Below are 17,251 nucleotides of genomic sequence, written 5' to 3' on the forward strand. Positions count from 1 at the left end.
GACAAAGCCATGAAAAAAATCATTGCTTTCACACTCTGCGCATTCACTTCTGCTTCAATATTTGCAGCTTTGCCTCCATTAACCCCTGAAGCGCAAGAGGCCAAGACATTGGCTGATGCAAAAACAGCCTATGCTGGTCGAGTAGGCGCCTTTCAGTTATGCCAGGCGATCAACAAAGTGGCTGATCAATATAGAGTTCCAGGAACACCAGCGCCCGCTGCTTGTACTGCGCCGCCACCATTTGTTGCTCCTACAGCAGCAACACCAGCTGCAAAGTAATTAGTTAGCGCTTAGTCAGCTAATAATTCTTGATGCAGGTAGCGTTTAGCAGCCTGTGTTTGAGGATTCAAAAAGAAGGGGCCTACGGGTCCCTTTTCTTTTATCTCACCATGATCAATAAAGATAATGTATTGCGCAAGTCTTTGAACTTGAGCAAGTTGATGTGAAGAAAAAATAACGTCCGTATTTTGCGCATCAAACTGGTGAATCATTTCTTCAACTTGCTCAGTGGTATTTGGATCCAGGTTTGCAGTGGGTTCATCTAACAAGACTAAGTTTGGCTTTTGCAAGATTGCCCGGCCAAGGCAAAGCTTCTGTCTCTCGCCAGCAGATAACTTGTGAGCAGGACTGGAGGCTAACTTTCCTAGGCCAACTTTTTCGATTACTTGCGCAATGGCCTCATCAGTAATCGTAGAGTCTGCATCTCTGACCATGCTTAAATTTGTTTTAGCAGAGGCTTTAATCATCGGAGTGTGATGCAGAACTAATGCAGTCTTCTTGGCAAACGAGTATCGCACTGTTCCAGTATCTGGTTGGATGAGGCCATCTAACAATTTTAAAAGGGTCGTTTTGCCGGCTCCGTTGGGACCAATGCATGCAGTAATGCGATCAGCCGGAATCAGCGCGTGCTGAATATTGAGAATAACCCGACCATTACTTTTAACGGTGATGTCGCGTAGCTCGATAAATCTTTCAAATTGCTCTGTCATATTAACCATAGCGACGCTCTGCTACTTGACGAACTGCAAACGTAAATAGATTGGCTAATAGAACAATTCCAAGTAAGACAATGCCCAATGCAAGTGCTAAGGGTAGGTCGCCCTTGCTGGTTTCTAAGGCGATTGCAGTAGTCATAGTTCTGGTCGAGTTTTGAATGTTCCCACCCACAATCATGACGGCACCAACCTCAGAAATTGCTCTAGCAAGGCCAGCAAGAACGGCAATAGTGAGGGAAAAGCGGCAATCCCAAATGAGCCACTTAAAGCGTGCCATCGATGGCAATCTCAGGCTTAAGAAGGTATCGCGATGAATTCTCCAGGAATCTTCCAAGATTTGACGACTTAGGGCTGCAATTAAGGGTGTTGTCAGAAGCGTTTGGGCCACAATCATGCCCTTGGGTGTAAACAACCATCCCCATGCTCCCATAGGGCCAGAACGAGACAGCATGAGGTAAACCAATACCCCGACAATCACGGTTGGAACCCCCATTAAGGTATTTAGACCAATAACAATCGATTTTTTGCCTGTAAATTCTTCAGTGGCCAGTAAGGCGCCCAAGGGAAGGCCAATGAGCGTACCAAATAGAAGAGCAGTTAAGCTGACTTGGAGGGAAACCAGGACAATCCCCAGAACCCCACCATCTAGATGGGCCAATAGGGCTAGGGCGTCTTCAAAAGCGGTCAACATGGGCTTGATTCTATCAAGGCAATGGCAAAATGAGCTTAATGCAATCTATACCCCTATTTTCCGACTGATGGCCGAAGTAGTTTGCCTCTGCAACGAGATCCTTGATGTGGATCTACGCGAGTACTTGGATACCCATCCAATCGACTCAATTGAGGAGTTGCGAGAGCAGGCATCTATTTGCAATAAATGCATGCAGTGTCAAGATTTGGTTGAGGGTGAGATATATTTGGCACGAGTTCGGCGGCAGCGTGCGGCAGGACAGTTTTAATGACTCAGAGTAGAGGCGCTCGCTTCACTGTCATGAGCATGAATGTGCACAAAGGAGTTTCTCCTTTGCATAGGCACTCTACTATTTATCAGTTGCGACAAAGAATGCGCAATCATCACCCAGACTTATTGTTTCTTCAAGAATTACAGCAAGAGCATCGAGGCAGAATTCGGCGATTTGGACAATGGCCCTTAACTGAGCTCACTCACTTTCTATCAGAAGATTTTTGGCGTGACTGGCATTACGGAAAAAATATGGAGTATCCAGATGGCCATCACGGTAATGCCATTTTATCGAAGCATCCGCTACACAAGGGCCTAAATTACGATATTTCTGCATATCGTTTTGAAAGGCGAGGCTTGTTGCATAGCGTGACCCAACTCGATGGAGTTGAGCAACCCATTCATTGCTTTTGTGTGCACTTAGCCTTATTTGAGCGAGGTAGAGAGCGTCAGTTAGAGCAAATCATGGGACATATTGAAGAGTTAGCCCAGCAAGGCCCAACCATTGTCGCTGGAGATTTTAATGACTGGCGTAATCGAGTAGGCGCACCAATGAAAGCAGCTGGGTTTGAAGAGGTATTTGAAGTCTTAACTGGTTCACCAGCGAAGACTTTCCCTAGCGTGAAGCCCTTATTAGCAATGGATCGGATTTATGTCCGTGGCCTGAAGATTCATTCTGCAGAAATATTGCACGATTGGATGAAATTGTCTGATCATCTAGGTATTACGGCTGAACTGGAATTGGTATGAACGACCTAATTAATATTTTTCTAAAACATACTTTCGAGCTCAATATTAATTGGCTCTTATGTATTCATTTCATATTGGTGACTTACTTTATTGGTGTGATTATCTCTGTGAGAAGGCCAGTGGGTGTGGCCTTTGCTTGGATCTTTATTGTGATGACTTTTCCAGTTTTTGGTATCAGCTTATATGTGCTGATTGGTGAGCGTCCTGTAGGTCGAAAACTTACTAGAAAAATTACGCGCATGAATCGTGAATATTCTGAAGTTACCGAAGGAATGCGCATCAAGTATGCAAGTGATAGGCAACAGCTACCAATTGAATCTCGTTCATTTAGTCTTTTAGCAGAATCGAATAATGGCACACCAGTAGTTGCTGGAAATAAGGTCGATTTGCATACGAATTCATTACAAATTCTGCAACTCTTTATCGATGAGATTAACCAGGCTAAAGAAAGTTTGCATCTAGAGTTCTATATTTGGGCCTTAGGCGGTGATGCTGACCGAGTAGGCGAGGCAATGATTGCAGCTGCTAAGCGGGGGGTTGCTTGCCGTGTCTTATTGGATTCTTTGGGTAGTAAAGATTGGTTTAAATCTAAATGGCCAGCCCGCTTTCGCAATGCGGGGATCGAGGTAACAGAGGCATTACCGATCCAAATTGGAAGATTTCAATTTAGGCGTGCTGATTTACGTTTACATCGAAAAATATTCATCATTGATAACGCTATTGTTTGGACTGGGAGTATGAATTTGGTAGATCCACGTACATTCAAGCAAGATTCTGGGGTGGGTGAATGGGTTGATGCCATGGTACGCGTTGAGGGCCCAGTTGCCTCTCAGTTTGAGCTGACGTTCTCTTTTGATTGGAGTGTTGATAATCCTAGGATTACGCATTTCAATAATCAGAGGGCTCCAGCAGCGCCTAATGAGGGCGGAGTCATTGCCCAGGAGCTTGCTTCAGGCCCAGTCTATCGTGACGATATTTTGTATCAAGTGATGATCTCAGCAATTATTGATGCACGAGAGGAGTTGACGATTACAACCCCTTACTTCGGCCCAGATGATGGATTAATGCAGGCACTCATGGGGACTGCCAGACGCGGAGTGAGGGTTACTTTAATTGCGCCCAAATTAAATGATTCAAAATTGGTTGCTTGGAGCAGTAGAAGTTATTATGCAGATCTCTTGAATTCAGGCGTGCATATTGCCGAGTTCCATGGCGGCCTGCTTCATACCAAGAGCTTACTAGTGGATAAAAAAACAGCCATCTTTGGTTCGGTCAATTTTGATCAACGTAGCCTCCGCCTTAACTTTGAAATTAGCCTCATTGTGTATAACAAGGATTTTTGTTCAAAGCTCGAAACCTTGATTGAATCTTATTTAGCGCAGTCTAATTACGTTGATCCAAAGGTCTGGTCAAAGCGGCCACGTTGGCAGCATTACTTAGAAAATGCCGCTCATCTCACTTCGCCACTACTTTAAATTGCGCCACTAGCGCGCATGCTCTCAATATCGGACTCTGTCATACCCAACTCTTTTAAGATGGAGTCAGTATGTTCGCCTACTGCTGGAATGGGGTCCATACGATAGTCGTAGCTGTCATTTAGTCCTGGTGGCAATAGCGCTGCAATATTGCCATTCGGGGTTCCCACCTCAGTCCAACGATGACGCGCTTTCAATTGTTCGTGATTCCAAAGCCCTTCCATATCATTGAGATGGGCATTAGCAATTTGAGCTTTATCTAGCTTGGCAATCAGTTGCTCTGCAGTGAGCTTGCTAAAGCAGGCATTAATAATTTCAAGCAACTCAGCGCGCTTTTCATTGCGCTTGTAATTTCTGTCAAAGCGCTCATCTTGGGCAAGTGTGGGATTCTCTAATACTGCTTCGCAGAACTGCACCCACTCCCGTTCGTTTTGAAGTCCAAGCATGACAGTCTTGCCATCACCAGCCCTGAAGGGGCCGTATGGGTAAATGGTGGCATGAGATGCGCCATTTCTGGATGGTGGATTGGCGCCCTTATAGGCGTAGTAAAGCGGAAAGCTCATCCATTCGGTCAGCGCCTCTAGCATTGAGATATCAATTACCGTACCTTTGCCCGTTTTTCCTCTTTGCAATAAGGCGGCTAAGATATTTGTGTAGGCATACATACCAGCAGCAATATCAGCAATAGAGTTGCCAGCCTTGCTAGGAGTTTCTGGCGTTCCTGTAACTGATAGGAAGCCTGCCTCACTTTGAATTAAAAGATCGTAAGCTTTCTTATCGCGATAAGGACCATCATTGCCATAACCTGAAATGGCGCACAGGATGAGTCCCGGATTTTCTTGCTGTAATGCCTGCGCAGTAAGTCCCATACGGGCAGCTGCTCCAGGAACTAAGTTTTGGATAAAGACATCAGCAGTTTTCAGTAAAGTCTTGAGCACTGTTAAAGCAGAGTCTTGCTTGAGGTCAAGCGTTAAACTTTCTTTTGATCTATTGACCCAGGCAAAGTGAGATGAGAGACCATCAACCTGGGTGTCGTAGCCCCTCGCAAAATCACCATCACCAGGACGCTCAATCTTAATGACTCTAGCACCTAGATCAGCTAACTGGCGAGTGCAGAAGGGCGCAGCAATGACATGCTCTAGCGCGATAACCGTGACTCCATCTAATGGGCGAACGCTCATCTCAATGACCTATTAGAAAGATCTTGGCAAGCCAAGAACATGCTCAGCCATATAGGAATAAATTAAGTTTGTTGAGATTGGCGCAACTTGATAAAGGCGGGTTTCTCTAAATTTACGTTCAACATCATATTCATTAGCAAAACCAAAGCCACCATGCGTTTGTAAACAAACATTCGCTGCCTCCCACGATGCTTTAGCAGCTAAGTATTTAGACATATTGGACTCAGGTCCGCAGGGCTGATGATTATCAAATAGTTCACACGCCTTAAAGCGCATGAGATTAGCAGCCTCAGTTTCAATGTAGCTATCAGCAATTGGAAACTGAATGCCCTGATTCTTACCAATCGGACGATCAAATACGACGCGGTCATTTGCATAGCGGCGGGCACGATCAATAAACCAATAGGCATCACCAATACATTCTGCTGCGATCAGAACACGTTCCGCATTAAGACCATCGAGGATGTATTTAAATCCTTGGCCCTCTGCACCGATCAGGTTTTCTGCTGGTATCTCTAAGTTATCAAAGAATACTTCATTGGTTTCATGATTCACCATATTGGCGATGGGTCGCACTTCCATCCCTTTGCCGATCGCATCAGCAAGATTTACGATGAAGATCGACATGCCTTCTGATTTACGCTGGACCTCATTGAGCGGAGTAGTGCGCGCTAGCAAAATCATCAGATCAGAATGCTGAATACGAGAGATCCAAACTTTCTGTCCATTGATAATGTACTTATCCCCTTTTTTGACAGCAGTGGTCTTTAGTTTGGTGGTGTCAGTACCAGTAGTAGGTTCTGTCACCGCCATACTTTGCAGACGTAATTGCCCGCTGGCAATTTTCGGCAGATACATTTTTTTCTGTTCTTCAGATCCATGGCGAAGTAGGGTTCCCATGTTGTACATCTGTCCATGACAAGACCCAGCATTGCCGCCCGAGAAGTTAATTTCTTCCATGATGACGGAGGCTTCCGCCAAGCCTAATCCTGAGCCACCATATTCTTCAGGTATCAAAGCTGCTAACCAGCCAGCTTCAGTCATGGCATCTACAAAAGCCTCTGGGTAGCCCCGCTCATGGTCTATTTTTTGCCAATAGGCGGAGTCAAATTTTCCGCAGAGGTCTCGTAAGGCTTCACGTATTTCTTGGTACTGGTCTGGCTTGGGGATAGGGTGATTCATGAAACTCTCGTTTTATCGGTTATTTTTGGGTGCAGACGCTAGTTTAAGCAAGATTTGAAAATCATGGAGAATGATGAAAATCAGGCGAAAATAGCCTAAATAATCTGTATATCAAGATAAACAAGGGATAAGTGCTTTCTCATGCAAAAGAATCGCCAACAAATTCTTTCTGGGGTCAAAGTTTTAGAGTTAGGTCAGCTGATTGCTGGCCCATTTGCCTCCAAAACACTTGCTGATTTTGGGGCAGAAGTGATTAAGGTAGAGTCTCCAGGTGTAGGCGATCCATTGCGTAAGTGGCGACTGCTACATGAGGGAACATCAGTTTGGTGGCAAGCCCAATCGCGTAATAAACAATCGATTTGCTTAGATCTGCGCGTCAAGGAGGGTCAGGCGATTGCCAGAAAGCTGGCGCTTGAAGCGGATGTCGTCATTGAAAACTTTCGACCAGGCACGCTAGAGAAGTGGGGCTTAGGCTGGGAAGAATTGCATCAAGCAAATCCAAAACTCATCATGTTGCGCATCTCCGGTTATGGCCAGGATGGGCCTAGACGCGATGAGCCTGGTTTTGCAGCGATTGGAGAGGCGATGGCTGGCTTGCGCTATATCACTGGTCATCCGAATGAGGTGCCAGTGAGGGCAGGCTTATCGCTTGGAGATACGATTGCAGGCTTGCATGGTGCTCTTGGCGTATTACTTGCTTTGTATGAGCGAGACGCTCGTGGTGGCCAGGGTCAAATGATTGACGTTGCTTTATATGAAGCGGTATTTAATTTAACCGAAAGCCTACTACCAGAGTATTCGGCATTTGGTGCGATACGTCAGCCTGCAGGCGGTGCTTTGCCCGGGATCGCTCCTTCTAATGCCTATCGGTGTGCGGACGGACAGTATGTCTTGATCGCTGGTAATGGTGATTCTATTTATAAGCGCTTGATGACCTTAATTGGCAGAGCAGACTTGGGTGAAGACCCAGATTTAGCTTTTAATGATGGTCGTGCCAAGCGAACCGTTGAAATTGATGCAGCAATTAATGCTTGGACGAAAACTTTAAGCCTTGATGAAGTTCTGAAAGGTTTACTTGAGGCAGAGGTCCCATCTGGCAAGATTTACACGGCAAAAGATATTGCCGAAGATCCTCACTACCATGCACGTGGTGTGATCGAGACCGTGCAAGCAGCGAATGGCCTTAAAGTCCAGGTGCCTGGAATCATTCCTAAGCTTTCTCAAAATCCTGGATCAATTCGTTATCGCGCCCCTACATTAGGAGAGCATACTGATCAAGTGCTTAAATCTGCCGGTCTGACTGAAGAGCAAATTATGATTCTGAAAAAATCTGGGGTCCTCTCTTAATGGATCATGCGCTCCAGCTATTTTTTTGGGTGGTTTGGTTTGCCGTCCGTTGGATTGTCAGCCGTCTTTATTAGCGCCTTCGTATCTGCCACCTTACTGCCGATTGGTTCAGAACCTATTTTGTTTGGGTATACCGAGCTTAATCCCAGCATGTATTGGATTGCGATCTTGGTTGCAACTGTTGGTAATACTATGGGCGGTATGTTTGATTGGTGGCTGGGGCTGATTTCTCGAAATGGTTTTGAGTCACTAAAAGGGCCAGCTAATAGCCGCATGCAACTTTGGCTAGAAAAGCGGGGCCCCAAGATGCTTCTCCTGTCTTGGCTCCCTGGCTTTGGCGACCCTCTTTGTATCGCAGCAGGCTGGCTGCGCTTGGCCTGGTTTCCATGCCTGATCTATATGTTTATCGGTAAATTGCTACGCTATCTCACCATGACTTGGTTGCTAACCTTGGTCTCCAATAGTTTTTGGCATCAGTTAGGTCATTGGCTACATTTGATCTAAATCTATTCGTTGTATCCTATGTTTTTTAATTCACTTGTTGAGAATATTGATATGTCTTCTTTAAAAGGTAAAACAGCGTTAGTCACTGGCTCTACGAGTGGCATTGGCTTGGGAATGGCAATTGCTTTAGCCAAGCAAGGCGTGAACATCATGGTGAATGGCTTTGGTGAGAAAGATGAAGCGATTGCAAAAATCAAAGCATGCGGTGTTGAGGTTGATTATCATGGCGCCGACATGAGTAAGCCTGCTGAAATTGAAGATCTCATTAAGCAAACTGAAAAACGTTTTGGCTCATTAGACATATTGATTAATAACGCTGGTATTCAGTATGTGGCGAGCATCGAAGACTTTCCAATAGAAAAGTGGAATGCGATTATTGCTATCAACCTCAGTTCTGTATTTCACACAACCCATCATGCATTACCCGGTATGAAAAAACGTAACTGGGGCCGCATTATTAATATTGCCTCTGCGCATGGTCTTGTAGCTTCCACTCAAAAATCTGCCTATGTTGCATCAAAGCATGGCGTTGTTGGTTTGACTAAAGTGACTGCTCTTGAGACCGCACGCACTGGGGTTACCTGTAATGCGATTTGCCCAGGCTGGGTCTTGACTCCTTTGGTTCAAAAGCAGGTAGATGCCCGCGCTGAGCGCGAAGGAACCTCAAATGAAGCCGCCAAGATTGCTTTAGTTTCTGAGAAACAACCGTCGGGAGAGTTTGTCACTCCAGAACAGTTAGCTGCTCTAGCTGTGTTCCTTTGTGGCCCAGATGCTTCAGAAGTTCGGGGCGTTGCTTGGAATATGGATGGTGGTTGGACTGCGCAATAAGTCAGCCCAAACCTTTTATCTTTTACAGCCGGGTTTTACTCGGCTGTAATTTTTCTCTCAGTAATAATTTTTCCCCAAGTCACAGATTGGCTTGCGATGTACTTTGCTAGATCTTCGCGGGTTCCAGGATTTGGAGTTAAGCCGTGGTCTGCTAACTGCGTACTGATAACTTTATCTTTCAGAACGGCTACTAGAGCTTTATTCCATTTCTCTAAAATAATATCGGGCGTTTTCCCTGGCGCTACAAATGCATACCAATTGCTAGCATCAAATCCAGGATAACCTGACTCTGCAATGGTTGGCACATTGGGAAGGGTGGGCGCGCGTTTTAAGCCGGTAGTGGCAATCGGAATTAACTTACCATTTTTGATGTAGGGATCTGCTGTGGCAAGAGCAGAGTAGTAGGATGAAACTCGGCCACCAAGGAGATCAACCATTGCGGGGCTGCCACCCTTATAAGGGATATGTACCGTATCAATATCTGCACGTACGTTTAAGAGTTCACCTTGCAGGTGGGATGCAGAACCGCTACCAGTGGATGCAAAAGTAATCTTGCCAGGATTCTTCTTGGCCATAGCGATATATTCTTTGAAATTCTTGACGCCTAGCTCTGGAATAACCACCAAGACGTTTGGAAAGGTGACACCCATGGTCAGAGGAGCTAAATCTTTTTGAGGGTCATAGGGCAACTTCATGAGGTGTGGTGCAATCGATAGTGGCCCAATCGATCCAAATAAAATCACCGAGCCATCTGTTGGTGCAGTGGCAGTATAGGCGTGGGCAATGTTACCGCCTGCACCTGGTTTGTTGTCCACAATCACATTTTGACCAAGATCTTCACTGAGCTTTTTTGCGATCACTCGGGCAGCGCTATCAGCCGAACCCCCTGCCGCAAAGCCAACTACGATAGTGATGGTTTTCTTTGGTGGAAATTCTTGTGCATTTACAGTTGATACAAGACTCAAGCCCACAATCACGAGAGCGGTCAGTGCTTTATGAATCATTTGAAATAGCATGATTACGCTTCTTATTTAGTTTATGGTTGGCATGGTGCTACGTGTAATTGATCTACTTTGCCAGCCATGAGTAGTTGGCTTGGCAATGTGCGGCCAATTAAAGATTGTAGATCCTTTGAACAATCTAAAAGTGCATCAATCTGCATATTGGTATTAAAGCCCATGAGATCAAACATATGCACAAGTTCTTCAGTACAAATGTTACCTGTTGCTCCTGGAGCATAAGGGCAGCCGCCCAAGCCTCCTAATGAAGAGTCAAAGCGAACAATGCCACTATTGACTGCAGCAAGGGCATTGGCTAGGCCCATGCCACGAGTATTATGGAAATGCAATGTCCATTGCAACTTAGGATATTTTGTTTGTACTGCTTCGCAAATAGAGTGAACTTGGGCTGGATTGGCCATGCCTGTAGTGTCGCAGACCGTAATGCCACGAACACCCCTAGCCGCAAAGCGATCAACCCAGTGCATTAATTCGGCTAAAGAAACGATGCCAGACATGGGGCATCCAAAGCTAGTCGACAAAGAAATATTCACGGCAGTATTGTTGGCGTGCGCCAAGTCAATTACAGAAGACAATCCTTTGAAAGAATCTTCACGACTCATTTTGAGATTGGCTTGGTTGTGAGCCTCGCTGACTGACATGACAAGATTAAATTCATCAACCCCAACACTTAAAGCGCGCTCAGCGCCCTTGAGGTTCGGAATGAGGACGGTGTATTCAACGCCTGGTATGCGGTCAATCCCTTGCATCACTGCTTCAGCATCGGCCAGCATGGGGATAGCTTTAGGGCTAGTAAAAGAAGTTACTTCAATCTTGGCGTAACCAGCGCGACTTAAGCGATTGATTAGGGCAATTTTTTGCTCGGTAGGTACAAATGCACTTTCCGCCTGAAAGCCATCTCGAGTCACTACCTCTTGGATATAGATTCTTTTCAGGTTTTGAGGGGATAAAGTGCTAGTCATATCAGTAGTAGGATTTTGTGCTCTAGAACGAGCTAAGGCTCTATTTTAAGTAAGATTTAGTCATTTTTACAGGATCGAGCAAATTTACAAGAATCGTTTATAGTTAGACCCATTATTAATCATAGGAGATCCTTTCATGGCATCAATTTTGACCTCTTTGGGACGTACTGTTTTAACCGGATTTGTACTTCTCATTCTCATCATCTTCGCCTTGGGCGGAAACTTTAGCTCTGCTGAATTGCCTTTCATATTCCGTTGGTTGCATGTGATGTTTGGTGTGATGTGGATTGGATTGCTCTGGTACTTCAATTTCGTACAAATTCCTTCAATGCCAAAAATCCCTGATGAGCAAAAACCAGCCATTGGTAAGGTAATAGCTCCAACAGCCTTGTTTTGGTTCCGTTGGGCAGCACTCTTTACTGTGTTGACTGGTTTGATCGTAGCCATCTTAAATGGTTATGCACACCAGGCCTTCACTTTACAAGCGCCATTCCGCGCAATCGGTTTAGGCATGTGGATTGCATTAGTAATGGCATTCAATGTTTGGTTCATTATTTGGCCAAATCAAAAGCGCGCTCTGGGTATCGTTGCTGTTGAGCCAGATGTAAAAGCAAAGTCAGCACGGGTTGCAATGTTGACTTCCCGCATCAATACAGTGCTCTCAGTACCAATGCTGTTCTTGATGAGTGCTCAGTCACACAATACGACTTGGTTTGTAGTCGTTTCTTAATCAGTACTTAAGTATTAAAAAAAGGCCCGCAATGCGGGCCTTTTTATTTGGTTAACATCAATTGCTATTAAGAAGAGATCACTACAGTAGTGGGGGCAGCTCCTTGGTTAAGGTTGCCCGCTGTGATGTTGCGGCTCCCATTAAGGCAAATCCCAGTAGCTTGCCATCAGGTGCTTCGAAGCGAGCTTCAATGCCGCCTTCAACGGTAGTTGTTTTCCATTGACCATCAGCACCTTTGGCTGGAGGAGAAACCACAGTGGGTAGTGCCGGAGTTTTGACCATGACCGGCATTGCTGGGTAGCTCAGTGCTGTCACTTGGCCAAGCAGCGTAGGCGCTAATGCTCGGGCAGCTTGCATGATGGGCATGACATAAGGGAGAACTAAACCATCCACCTCTGCACAATCACCAAGCGAGTAAATGTTGCTAGAGCTAGTTTCTAGGTGGCGGTTCACCTGAATACCGACTCCAGTTTTTACTCCCGCAGATTTTGCTAAATCTAATCTAGGTCTTAAGCCAACTGCAGAGAGGGCGACATCGCAAGAAATCGATTGGCCATTTGCTAGCTTCATTTCTAGGGCATCACCATTGCGATTAACTGTTTGGACGGTGGTGGAGAAGTGCCAGCGGACACCAGCCTCACTCAGTTTGTCTTGCAGCGCTCTGGCTGCAGGTTCAGGCAATAAGCGACCAAGTACCTGGGGGGCCAGATCGATTACATCGACCTCATAACCACCCAAGACTAAATCATTGGCAAATTCGCAGCCGATAAGGCCGGCCCCAAGAATAGCCACCTTCTTTTTGCCTGCAATGGCCTTACGAAATTTTTCATAATCTTCTAGATCATTCACAGTGATAACTTCACTAACGGCGCTGCCTTCTAATGTTATCCGTATTTGATCCGCGCCAAGGGCTAGAACCAGCTTTCCATAGGAAATTAGGCCTGCACTGGTTTGTAGTTCTTGCGCAGCAGTATCAATTGCGTTGACATCAGTTTGGGCGAGGATATCAATACCCAGTTGTGATGCCATCCCTTCGGATGCCGTAGTGATAAGTTGGCTAGCTTCTTTCTTGCTTGCAAGAGCAGTAGAGAGCATCGGCTTAGAATAAAAATAGCCAGGCTCACGTGTAATCAAGGTAATCGGTGCAGCTTTGTCTAATTTGCGAATTTCACGAATCAGAGTGTATCCAGCCAAGCCACTGCCAATGATGACAATGGTGGATGAACTAGGTGTAGTTTGGGTCAAAGCTAAACTCCTAATGAAAGCAAAAAGATCAATCAAACCACAATAGTGGAAGTACTAAGCTTATACCTGAACCATTTCAAAGTCAGATTTCGCTACACCGCAATCTGGACATTCCCAGTTCTCTGGGACATCGGCCCAAACGGTTCCAGGGGCAATGCCATCTTCTGGTAAACCTTTTGCCTCGTCATAAATAAATCCGCATACGATACATTGCCAAGTTTTCATTTTTATCTCCAAAATATCAGACCTGTATTTTAAATTTAATCCCACTTTTTTTCTTGGGATGTGCAATTCTGCAGAATTCAACAAAATTCATCAATTCTTGTTACAGTGGTTGATCTCAACATTCATACATAAAAAGGCTTCAGATGTCCGGTAAAGAAATCATGTTCACCCCAGTTAGTCTTGGCTCACTCCAGTTAAAAAACCGCCTTGTCATGGCGCCATTGACTAGGATGCGCGCAGTTGCCGGTGATGTACCAAATGCTTTGGCAAAGACTTATTACTCTCAACGTGCAAGCGCAGGCTTGATTATCACTGAGGCAACCCAAATCTCTCCACTGGGCATGGGATATCCAGCAACGCCTGGTATTTATTCACCAGAACAAACTGCCGCCTGGAAAGAAATCGTGGAAGCAGTGCATGCAAAGGGTGGATCCATTGTTGTGCAGTTATGGCACGTAGGCCGTATTTCCCATTCCTCCTTGCATCCAGAGCAGGGTGTGCCAGAAGCACCTTCAGCAATTGCACCAGCAGGTCAAACCTATGGTGCCGATTGGAAGCTGCATAACTATGAGACTCCTAAAGCAATGAGTCTTGATGATATTGCGCGCTTATTAAAAGAGTTTGAGGCTGCAGCGCAAAACGCAAAAACAGCAGGCTTTGATGGAATTGAAATTCACTCAGCTAACGGCTACTTATTAGATCAGTTCTTGCAAGATAAGACTAATCAACGTAGCGATCAGTATGGCGGCTCTGTTGAAAATCGTTTACGACTGTTAGGTGAGGTGATTGAAGCTGTTACGAACGTGTTCTCAAGTGATCGTGTAGGTGTTCGCCTTTCTCCTTATGGTACCTTTAACGATATTAGTGACAGCGATCCGATTGCGCTATTTACTGCAGCAATCAATAAACTCAATGGCTATCACTTAGCTTATGTCCATATGATTGAACCACGTGCAACTACTGCGGGTGGTGGCGATCAAGTTAACGAAGAAGCGCCAGTAACATCAGAGCTCTTCCGATCACTCTATCAAGGAAAATTCATTACTGCAGGCGGCTATGATCAGGCTCTAGGTGAGAAGGTTTTAGAAGATGGTCTAGCAGATGCGGTGGCTTATGGCCGTATTTATATTGCTAATCCAGATTTAGCAGAACGTTTTTTGCAGAATGCTCCACTGAATCCATATAACCGCGCCACCTTCTATGGCGGCCAAGAGGTCGGCTATACAGATTACCCAGCGCTCTAAAGCGAATTTAGTCGAGTAAATAAACCCTGCCTTAAAAAGCGGGGTTTATTTTTTATCCTCAGGATCTTTCAGGAGGTCGTAGTGGTTAGCAACCAAAAGTAAGGCAATAGAGGCACAGCCCATTGCAAAGAATTGCCACTGATGGAGCATTGCCGTACCAATTACAGTCATTAATATCGTCCAGCCAACAGCCATCTTTGCTTTTTTAGACAAAGGCTTCATCTTTTACTAACCCCTATGTTTTCGCTTTCTATTGATTGAATATGGAACGAGCCGTGCCGTCCATTACAACGTAATGTTGCCATAAAGCTGTTAATGCATGAGCGCCAATCAAAAAGTAAAGGACATTTCCTAAAAACTCATGAATCTTGTGGGCAGCTGTATGGGTAATTTCCCTAATTTAGTCTGACTCTGGCGCTGAGTTCGTTGGGCAGACCCCTTTTATCAACCTGAGAGAGCCTGAGAGCCTCGGCTTCAAAGTCGAGTTGGCCAGGATGAAATTCATCATCATTTTGAAGGTCGATTACATAGGTCCATACAAGCTCACGGCCATGCTTCTTAAATACATCAACAACACGTTTCATATGTACCGCCTTTATGGTGATGCTAATTGCTGCCTTGGGAAGAGCTTTGGATTTTCGTCTGTGGATTTAATGCATTCTTTAGTGTAATCAAGTTTCGCGCCTCAATACGAATGACGCCGCCTCTTGGGCTATCAATGTCAGCAATCAAGAAAAATGAGACAGCGATCACAAAAGGGAAAATCATAAACAGGGCAATGTTCTTCTTAAAGTTCCGCGCTCCAAATCCTACCAATGCATTTGCACAGATAGCGATTGCCATCATGAGAGCCCATGCAGTATTGGGTATTCGATTCCACCATGCAGCCTGAACATAGCCCTGAGAATTGAATACATCATTCATACCCGACACTACTAGTGTGATCATAGGACTTGGATTACTACGAGCAATGGGCAAGATCTCATTCCAGAGTTTTTGCTGTAATGTGTCTGTGTTCTGATTGATCTCTTGTACCTGCTCATGACTTTGCCTTGTATAGAACAGAATGCGCTGATCAAGATATTGATTAAGTAAACCTCGAGTAGTGGCAGCTAATTGTGGAGGTAGTAAGTCAGCCCTGAGATATTCCGTGCCAATTGCATTAGCTTCGCTCTCCTCAAGCAGCTCACGTTGATCATGACGATCAATCGCCATAGAAAAAGTAAAGCCAATAATTAAGGCAAGCAGGGTGAGTGTCGCTGTTTGAATAATTCCAAGATCTTCTGAAGTCTCGGTATCCTTAGTGCGATAGCGGCTCAATACAGCATTGCCGAACCAAACAGCAAATGCAAATACCAGGAATGAAATTCCAAAGACAAGGAGAGGGTAGTTTAGGACTTGTGTAATTTAAAAAGTTCCTGGGTACAAAATATCTTTAGTCACATTTTGAATATCGCGATGGCCGGTAAATGCCATGGTGATATCCAGTTCATTTTGAATGATTTCGAGACACTTCGTAACGCCGGCCTCACCCATTGCACCTAAGCCATATAGAAATGGTCTGCCAATCATCGTGCCACGTGCACCTAAGGCCCAGGCTTTTAAAACATCTTGGCCGGAACGAATGCCGCCATCCATCCAAACCTCGATATCGTTGCCAACTGCCGCCACGATTCCTGGCAGCGCTTCAATACTAGAGATAGCGCCGTCTAATTGTCGACCGCCATGGTTGGAGACGATTAAGGCGTCAGCACCAGTATTCACAGCTTGGCGGGCATCGTCCTCATCTAAGATTCCCTTGATGATGAGTTTTCCGCCCCAAAGTTTTTTAATCCACTCCACGTCGCTCCAGCTTAATCCTGGATCAAATTGCTCGGCAGTCCAAGATGAGAGAGAGGACATATTGCCTACACCAGTTGCGTGTCCAACAATATTGCGGAAAGTTCTGCGTGGCGTCATTGCCATACCAAGACACCAGCGTGGCTTGCTTGCCATATTGATCATATTGGCGATCGTCAGTTTCGGTGGGGCACTCAAACCATTCTTGAGGTCTTTATGGCGTTGCCCCAAAATTTGTAAGTCTAATGTGAGAACCAACGCAGAGCACTTGGCAGCTTTAGCACGTTCAATGAGACGCTCGATAAAGCCACGATCTTTCATGACGTAGAGCTGAAACCAAAATGGCTTGGTAGTGTGCTCTGCTACATCTTCAATGGAGCAGATACTCATAGTAGATAAACAAAAGGGCACGCCAAATTTTTCTGCTGCTTTAGCTGCCAAAATTTCACCATCAGCATGCTGCATACCGGTTAGTCCAGTAGGAGCAAGTGCTACAGGCATCCTTACTTCTTGACCTACCATCGTTGTCTTCGTGGTTCGATTAGTCATATCAACCGCTACACGTTGACGTAGCTTTATCTTCTGAAATTCAGATTCATTAGCACGGTAAGTGGATTCGGTCCAAGATCCTGAGTCAGCGTAGTCATAAAACATCTTGGGAGTGCGTTTTTTGTGGAGCACTCTTAAATCTTCGATATTGGTAATGATTGCCACAATATATCCTTCTGTTGAATGCCTCTGATATGGGGCATTTATCTAATTAA

Annotated in this window: 21 protein-coding genes; 9 read left to right on the forward strand and 12 right to left on the reverse strand. The window is 45.3% G+C overall.

From position 1 onward, the window contains the following. The first annotated feature begins 9 nt into the window (after positions 1–9). Positions 10–279, forward strand: a complete 270-nt coding sequence (locus CBI31_RS01330; protein ID WP_088524621.1) for a hypothetical protein — start codon at positions 10–12, stop codon at positions 277–279. 11 nt (positions 280–290) lie between these two features. Here CBI31_RS01330 and CBI31_RS01335 read toward each other — a convergent pair whose 3' ends face one another. Together CBI31_RS01335 and CBI31_RS01340 are read right to left on the reverse strand one after the other, a co-directional pair. Further along, on the reverse strand, positions 291–998 hold the full coding sequence (locus tag CBI31_RS01335; RefSeq protein ID WP_088524622.1) for an ATP-binding cassette domain-containing protein: 708 nt from the start codon (positions 996–998) through the stop codon (positions 291–293). Further along, entirely contained in the window at positions 991–1,686 is a 696-nt protein-coding gene (locus CBI31_RS01340) for an ABC transporter permease (protein WP_088524623.1), read from the reverse strand. Before CBI31_RS01340 ends, CBI31_RS01335 begins: the two co-directional genes overlap by 8 nt. Between CBI31_RS01340 and CBI31_RS01345 the strand changes: the two genes are divergently transcribed. The 3 genes from CBI31_RS01345 to cls are packed head-to-tail and all read left to right on the forward strand — an operon-like array spanning position 1,685 to position 4,181. Then, positions 1,685–1,954, forward strand: coding sequence for a hypothetical protein (locus CBI31_RS01345; RefSeq protein WP_088524624.1), 270 nt, complete (start codon positions 1,685–1,687; stop codon positions 1,952–1,954). The genes CBI31_RS01340 and CBI31_RS01345 overlap by 2 nt on opposite strands. Beyond that, positions 1,954–2,706, forward strand: coding sequence for an endonuclease/exonuclease/phosphatase family protein (locus CBI31_RS01350; protein ID WP_088524625.1), 753 nt, complete (start codon positions 1,954–1,956; stop codon positions 2,704–2,706). The genes CBI31_RS01345 and CBI31_RS01350 overlap by 1 nt, the downstream gene beginning before the upstream one ends. Then, on the forward strand, positions 2,703–4,181 hold the full coding sequence (gene cls, locus CBI31_RS01355) for a cardiolipin synthase (protein ID WP_088524626.1): 1,479 nt from the start codon (positions 2,703–2,705) through the stop codon (positions 4,179–4,181). Before CBI31_RS01350 ends, cls begins: the two co-directional genes overlap by 4 nt. On the opposite strand, the gene CBI31_RS01360 is transcribed toward cls, so the two are convergent. Both CBI31_RS01360 and CBI31_RS01365 read right to left on the reverse strand, forming a co-directional pair. After that, the gene (locus CBI31_RS01360; RefSeq protein ID WP_088524627.1) at positions 4,178–5,362 is read right to left on the reverse strand and encodes a CaiB/BaiF CoA transferase family protein; all 1,185 of its coding nucleotides are present in this window, start codon (positions 5,360–5,362) and stop codon (positions 4,178–4,180) included. The two genes, cls and CBI31_RS01360, sit on opposite strands and share 4 nt — an antisense overlap. 12 nt (positions 5,363–5,374) lie before the next feature. Beyond that, on the reverse strand, positions 5,375–6,544 hold the full coding sequence (locus CBI31_RS01365; protein ID WP_088524628.1) for an acyl-CoA dehydrogenase family protein: 1,170 nt from the start codon (positions 6,542–6,544) through the stop codon (positions 5,375–5,377). A 141-nt stretch (positions 6,545–6,685) separates the two neighbouring features. On the opposite strand from CBI31_RS01365, the gene CBI31_RS01370 reads away from it, so the two are divergent. Genes CBI31_RS01370 through CBI31_RS01380 form a run of 3 tightly spaced genes read left to right on the forward strand, consistent with a single transcriptional unit; the run spans position 6,686 to position 9,223 of the window. Beyond that, entirely contained in the window at positions 6,686–7,891 is a 1,206-nt protein-coding gene (locus tag CBI31_RS01370) for a CaiB/BaiF CoA transferase family protein (RefSeq protein WP_088524629.1), read from the forward strand. 6 nt (positions 7,892–7,897) lie between these two features. Next, a complete protein-coding gene (locus CBI31_RS01375) occupies positions 7,898–8,395 on the forward strand; it encodes a YqaA family protein (RefSeq protein ID WP_088524630.1) in 498 nt (165 codons plus the stop codon). A gap of 51 nt (positions 8,396–8,446) precedes the next feature. After that, positions 8,447–9,223 carry a 3-hydroxybutyrate dehydrogenase gene (locus tag CBI31_RS01380; protein WP_088524937.1) on the forward strand — a complete coding sequence of 259 codons (777 nt, stop codon included), beginning with the start codon at positions 8,447–8,449 and terminating at the stop codon, positions 9,221–9,223. Positions 9,224–9,258: 35 nt separating this feature from the next. On the opposite strand, the gene CBI31_RS01385 is transcribed toward CBI31_RS01380, so the two are convergent. Together CBI31_RS01385 and CBI31_RS01390 are read right to left on the reverse strand one after the other, a co-directional pair. Next, positions 9,259–10,239, reverse strand: coding sequence for a Bug family tripartite tricarboxylate transporter substrate binding protein (locus tag CBI31_RS01385; protein ID WP_420812054.1), 981 nt, complete (start codon positions 10,237–10,239; stop codon positions 9,259–9,261). Positions 10,240–10,259: 20 nt separating this feature from the next. After that, positions 10,260–11,204, reverse strand: coding sequence for a hydroxymethylglutaryl-CoA lyase (locus tag CBI31_RS01390; protein ID WP_206075423.1), 945 nt, complete (start codon positions 11,202–11,204; stop codon positions 10,260–10,262). A 136-nt stretch (positions 11,205–11,340) separates the two neighbouring features. Here CBI31_RS01390 and CBI31_RS01395 point away from each other — a divergent pair, with 136 nt between their 5' ends. Beyond that, positions 11,341–11,934, forward strand: coding sequence for a urate hydroxylase PuuD (locus CBI31_RS01395; RefSeq protein ID WP_088524631.1), 594 nt, complete (start codon positions 11,341–11,343; stop codon positions 11,932–11,934). 81 nt (positions 11,935–12,015) lie between these two features. On the opposite strand, the gene CBI31_RS01400 is transcribed toward CBI31_RS01395, so the two are convergent. Continuing rightward, positions 12,016–13,179, reverse strand: coding sequence for an NAD(P)/FAD-dependent oxidoreductase (locus CBI31_RS01400; protein ID WP_088524940.1), 1,164 nt, complete (start codon positions 13,177–13,179; stop codon positions 12,016–12,018). A 60-nt stretch (positions 13,180–13,239) separates the two neighbouring features. Continuing rightward, entirely contained in the window at positions 13,240–13,404 is a 165-nt protein-coding gene (locus tag CBI31_RS01405; protein ID WP_088524632.1) for a rubredoxin, read from the reverse strand. A 143-nt stretch (positions 13,405–13,547) separates the two neighbouring features. On the opposite strand from CBI31_RS01405, the gene CBI31_RS01410 reads away from it, so the two are divergent. Next, positions 13,548–14,648 (forward strand): alkene reductase, encoded by a 1,101-nt coding sequence (locus CBI31_RS01410; protein ID WP_088524633.1) that lies wholly within the window; start codon positions 13,548–13,550, stop codon positions 14,646–14,648. 45 nt (positions 14,649–14,693) lie between these two features. Here the strand turns inward: CBI31_RS01410 and CBI31_RS10295 are convergent, their stop codons facing one another. The 4 genes from CBI31_RS10295 to CBI31_RS01425 all read right to left on the reverse strand — a co-directional run bounded on the left by CBI31_RS10295 (position 14,694) and on the right by CBI31_RS01425 (position 17,201). Next, positions 14,694–14,870 carry a hypothetical protein gene (locus CBI31_RS10295; protein ID WP_161484699.1) on the reverse strand — a complete coding sequence of 59 codons (177 nt, stop codon included), beginning with the start codon at positions 14,868–14,870 and terminating at the stop codon, positions 14,694–14,696. A gap of 173 nt (positions 14,871–15,043) precedes the next feature. Then, positions 15,044–15,232, reverse strand: coding sequence for a hypothetical protein (locus CBI31_RS01415; protein WP_088524634.1), 189 nt, complete (start codon positions 15,230–15,232; stop codon positions 15,044–15,046). Positions 15,233–15,254: 22 nt separating this feature from the next. After that, complete coding sequence (locus CBI31_RS01420; RefSeq protein WP_206075437.1) at positions 15,255–16,055, reverse strand: bestrophin-like domain; 801 nt, start codon at positions 16,053–16,055, stop codon at positions 15,255–15,257. Then, positions 16,056–17,201, reverse strand: a complete 1,146-nt coding sequence (locus tag CBI31_RS01425) for an alpha-hydroxy acid oxidase (RefSeq protein ID WP_088524635.1) — start codon at positions 17,199–17,201, stop codon at positions 16,056–16,058. Positions 17,202–17,251: the final 50 nt, after the last annotated feature.

Origin of the sequence: Polynucleobacter campilacus, from assembly GCF_002206625.1 — a bacterium.
In the GTDB taxonomy this organism is placed as follows: Bacteria; Pseudomonadota; Gammaproteobacteria; order Burkholderiales; family Burkholderiaceae; genus Polynucleobacter; species Polynucleobacter campilacus.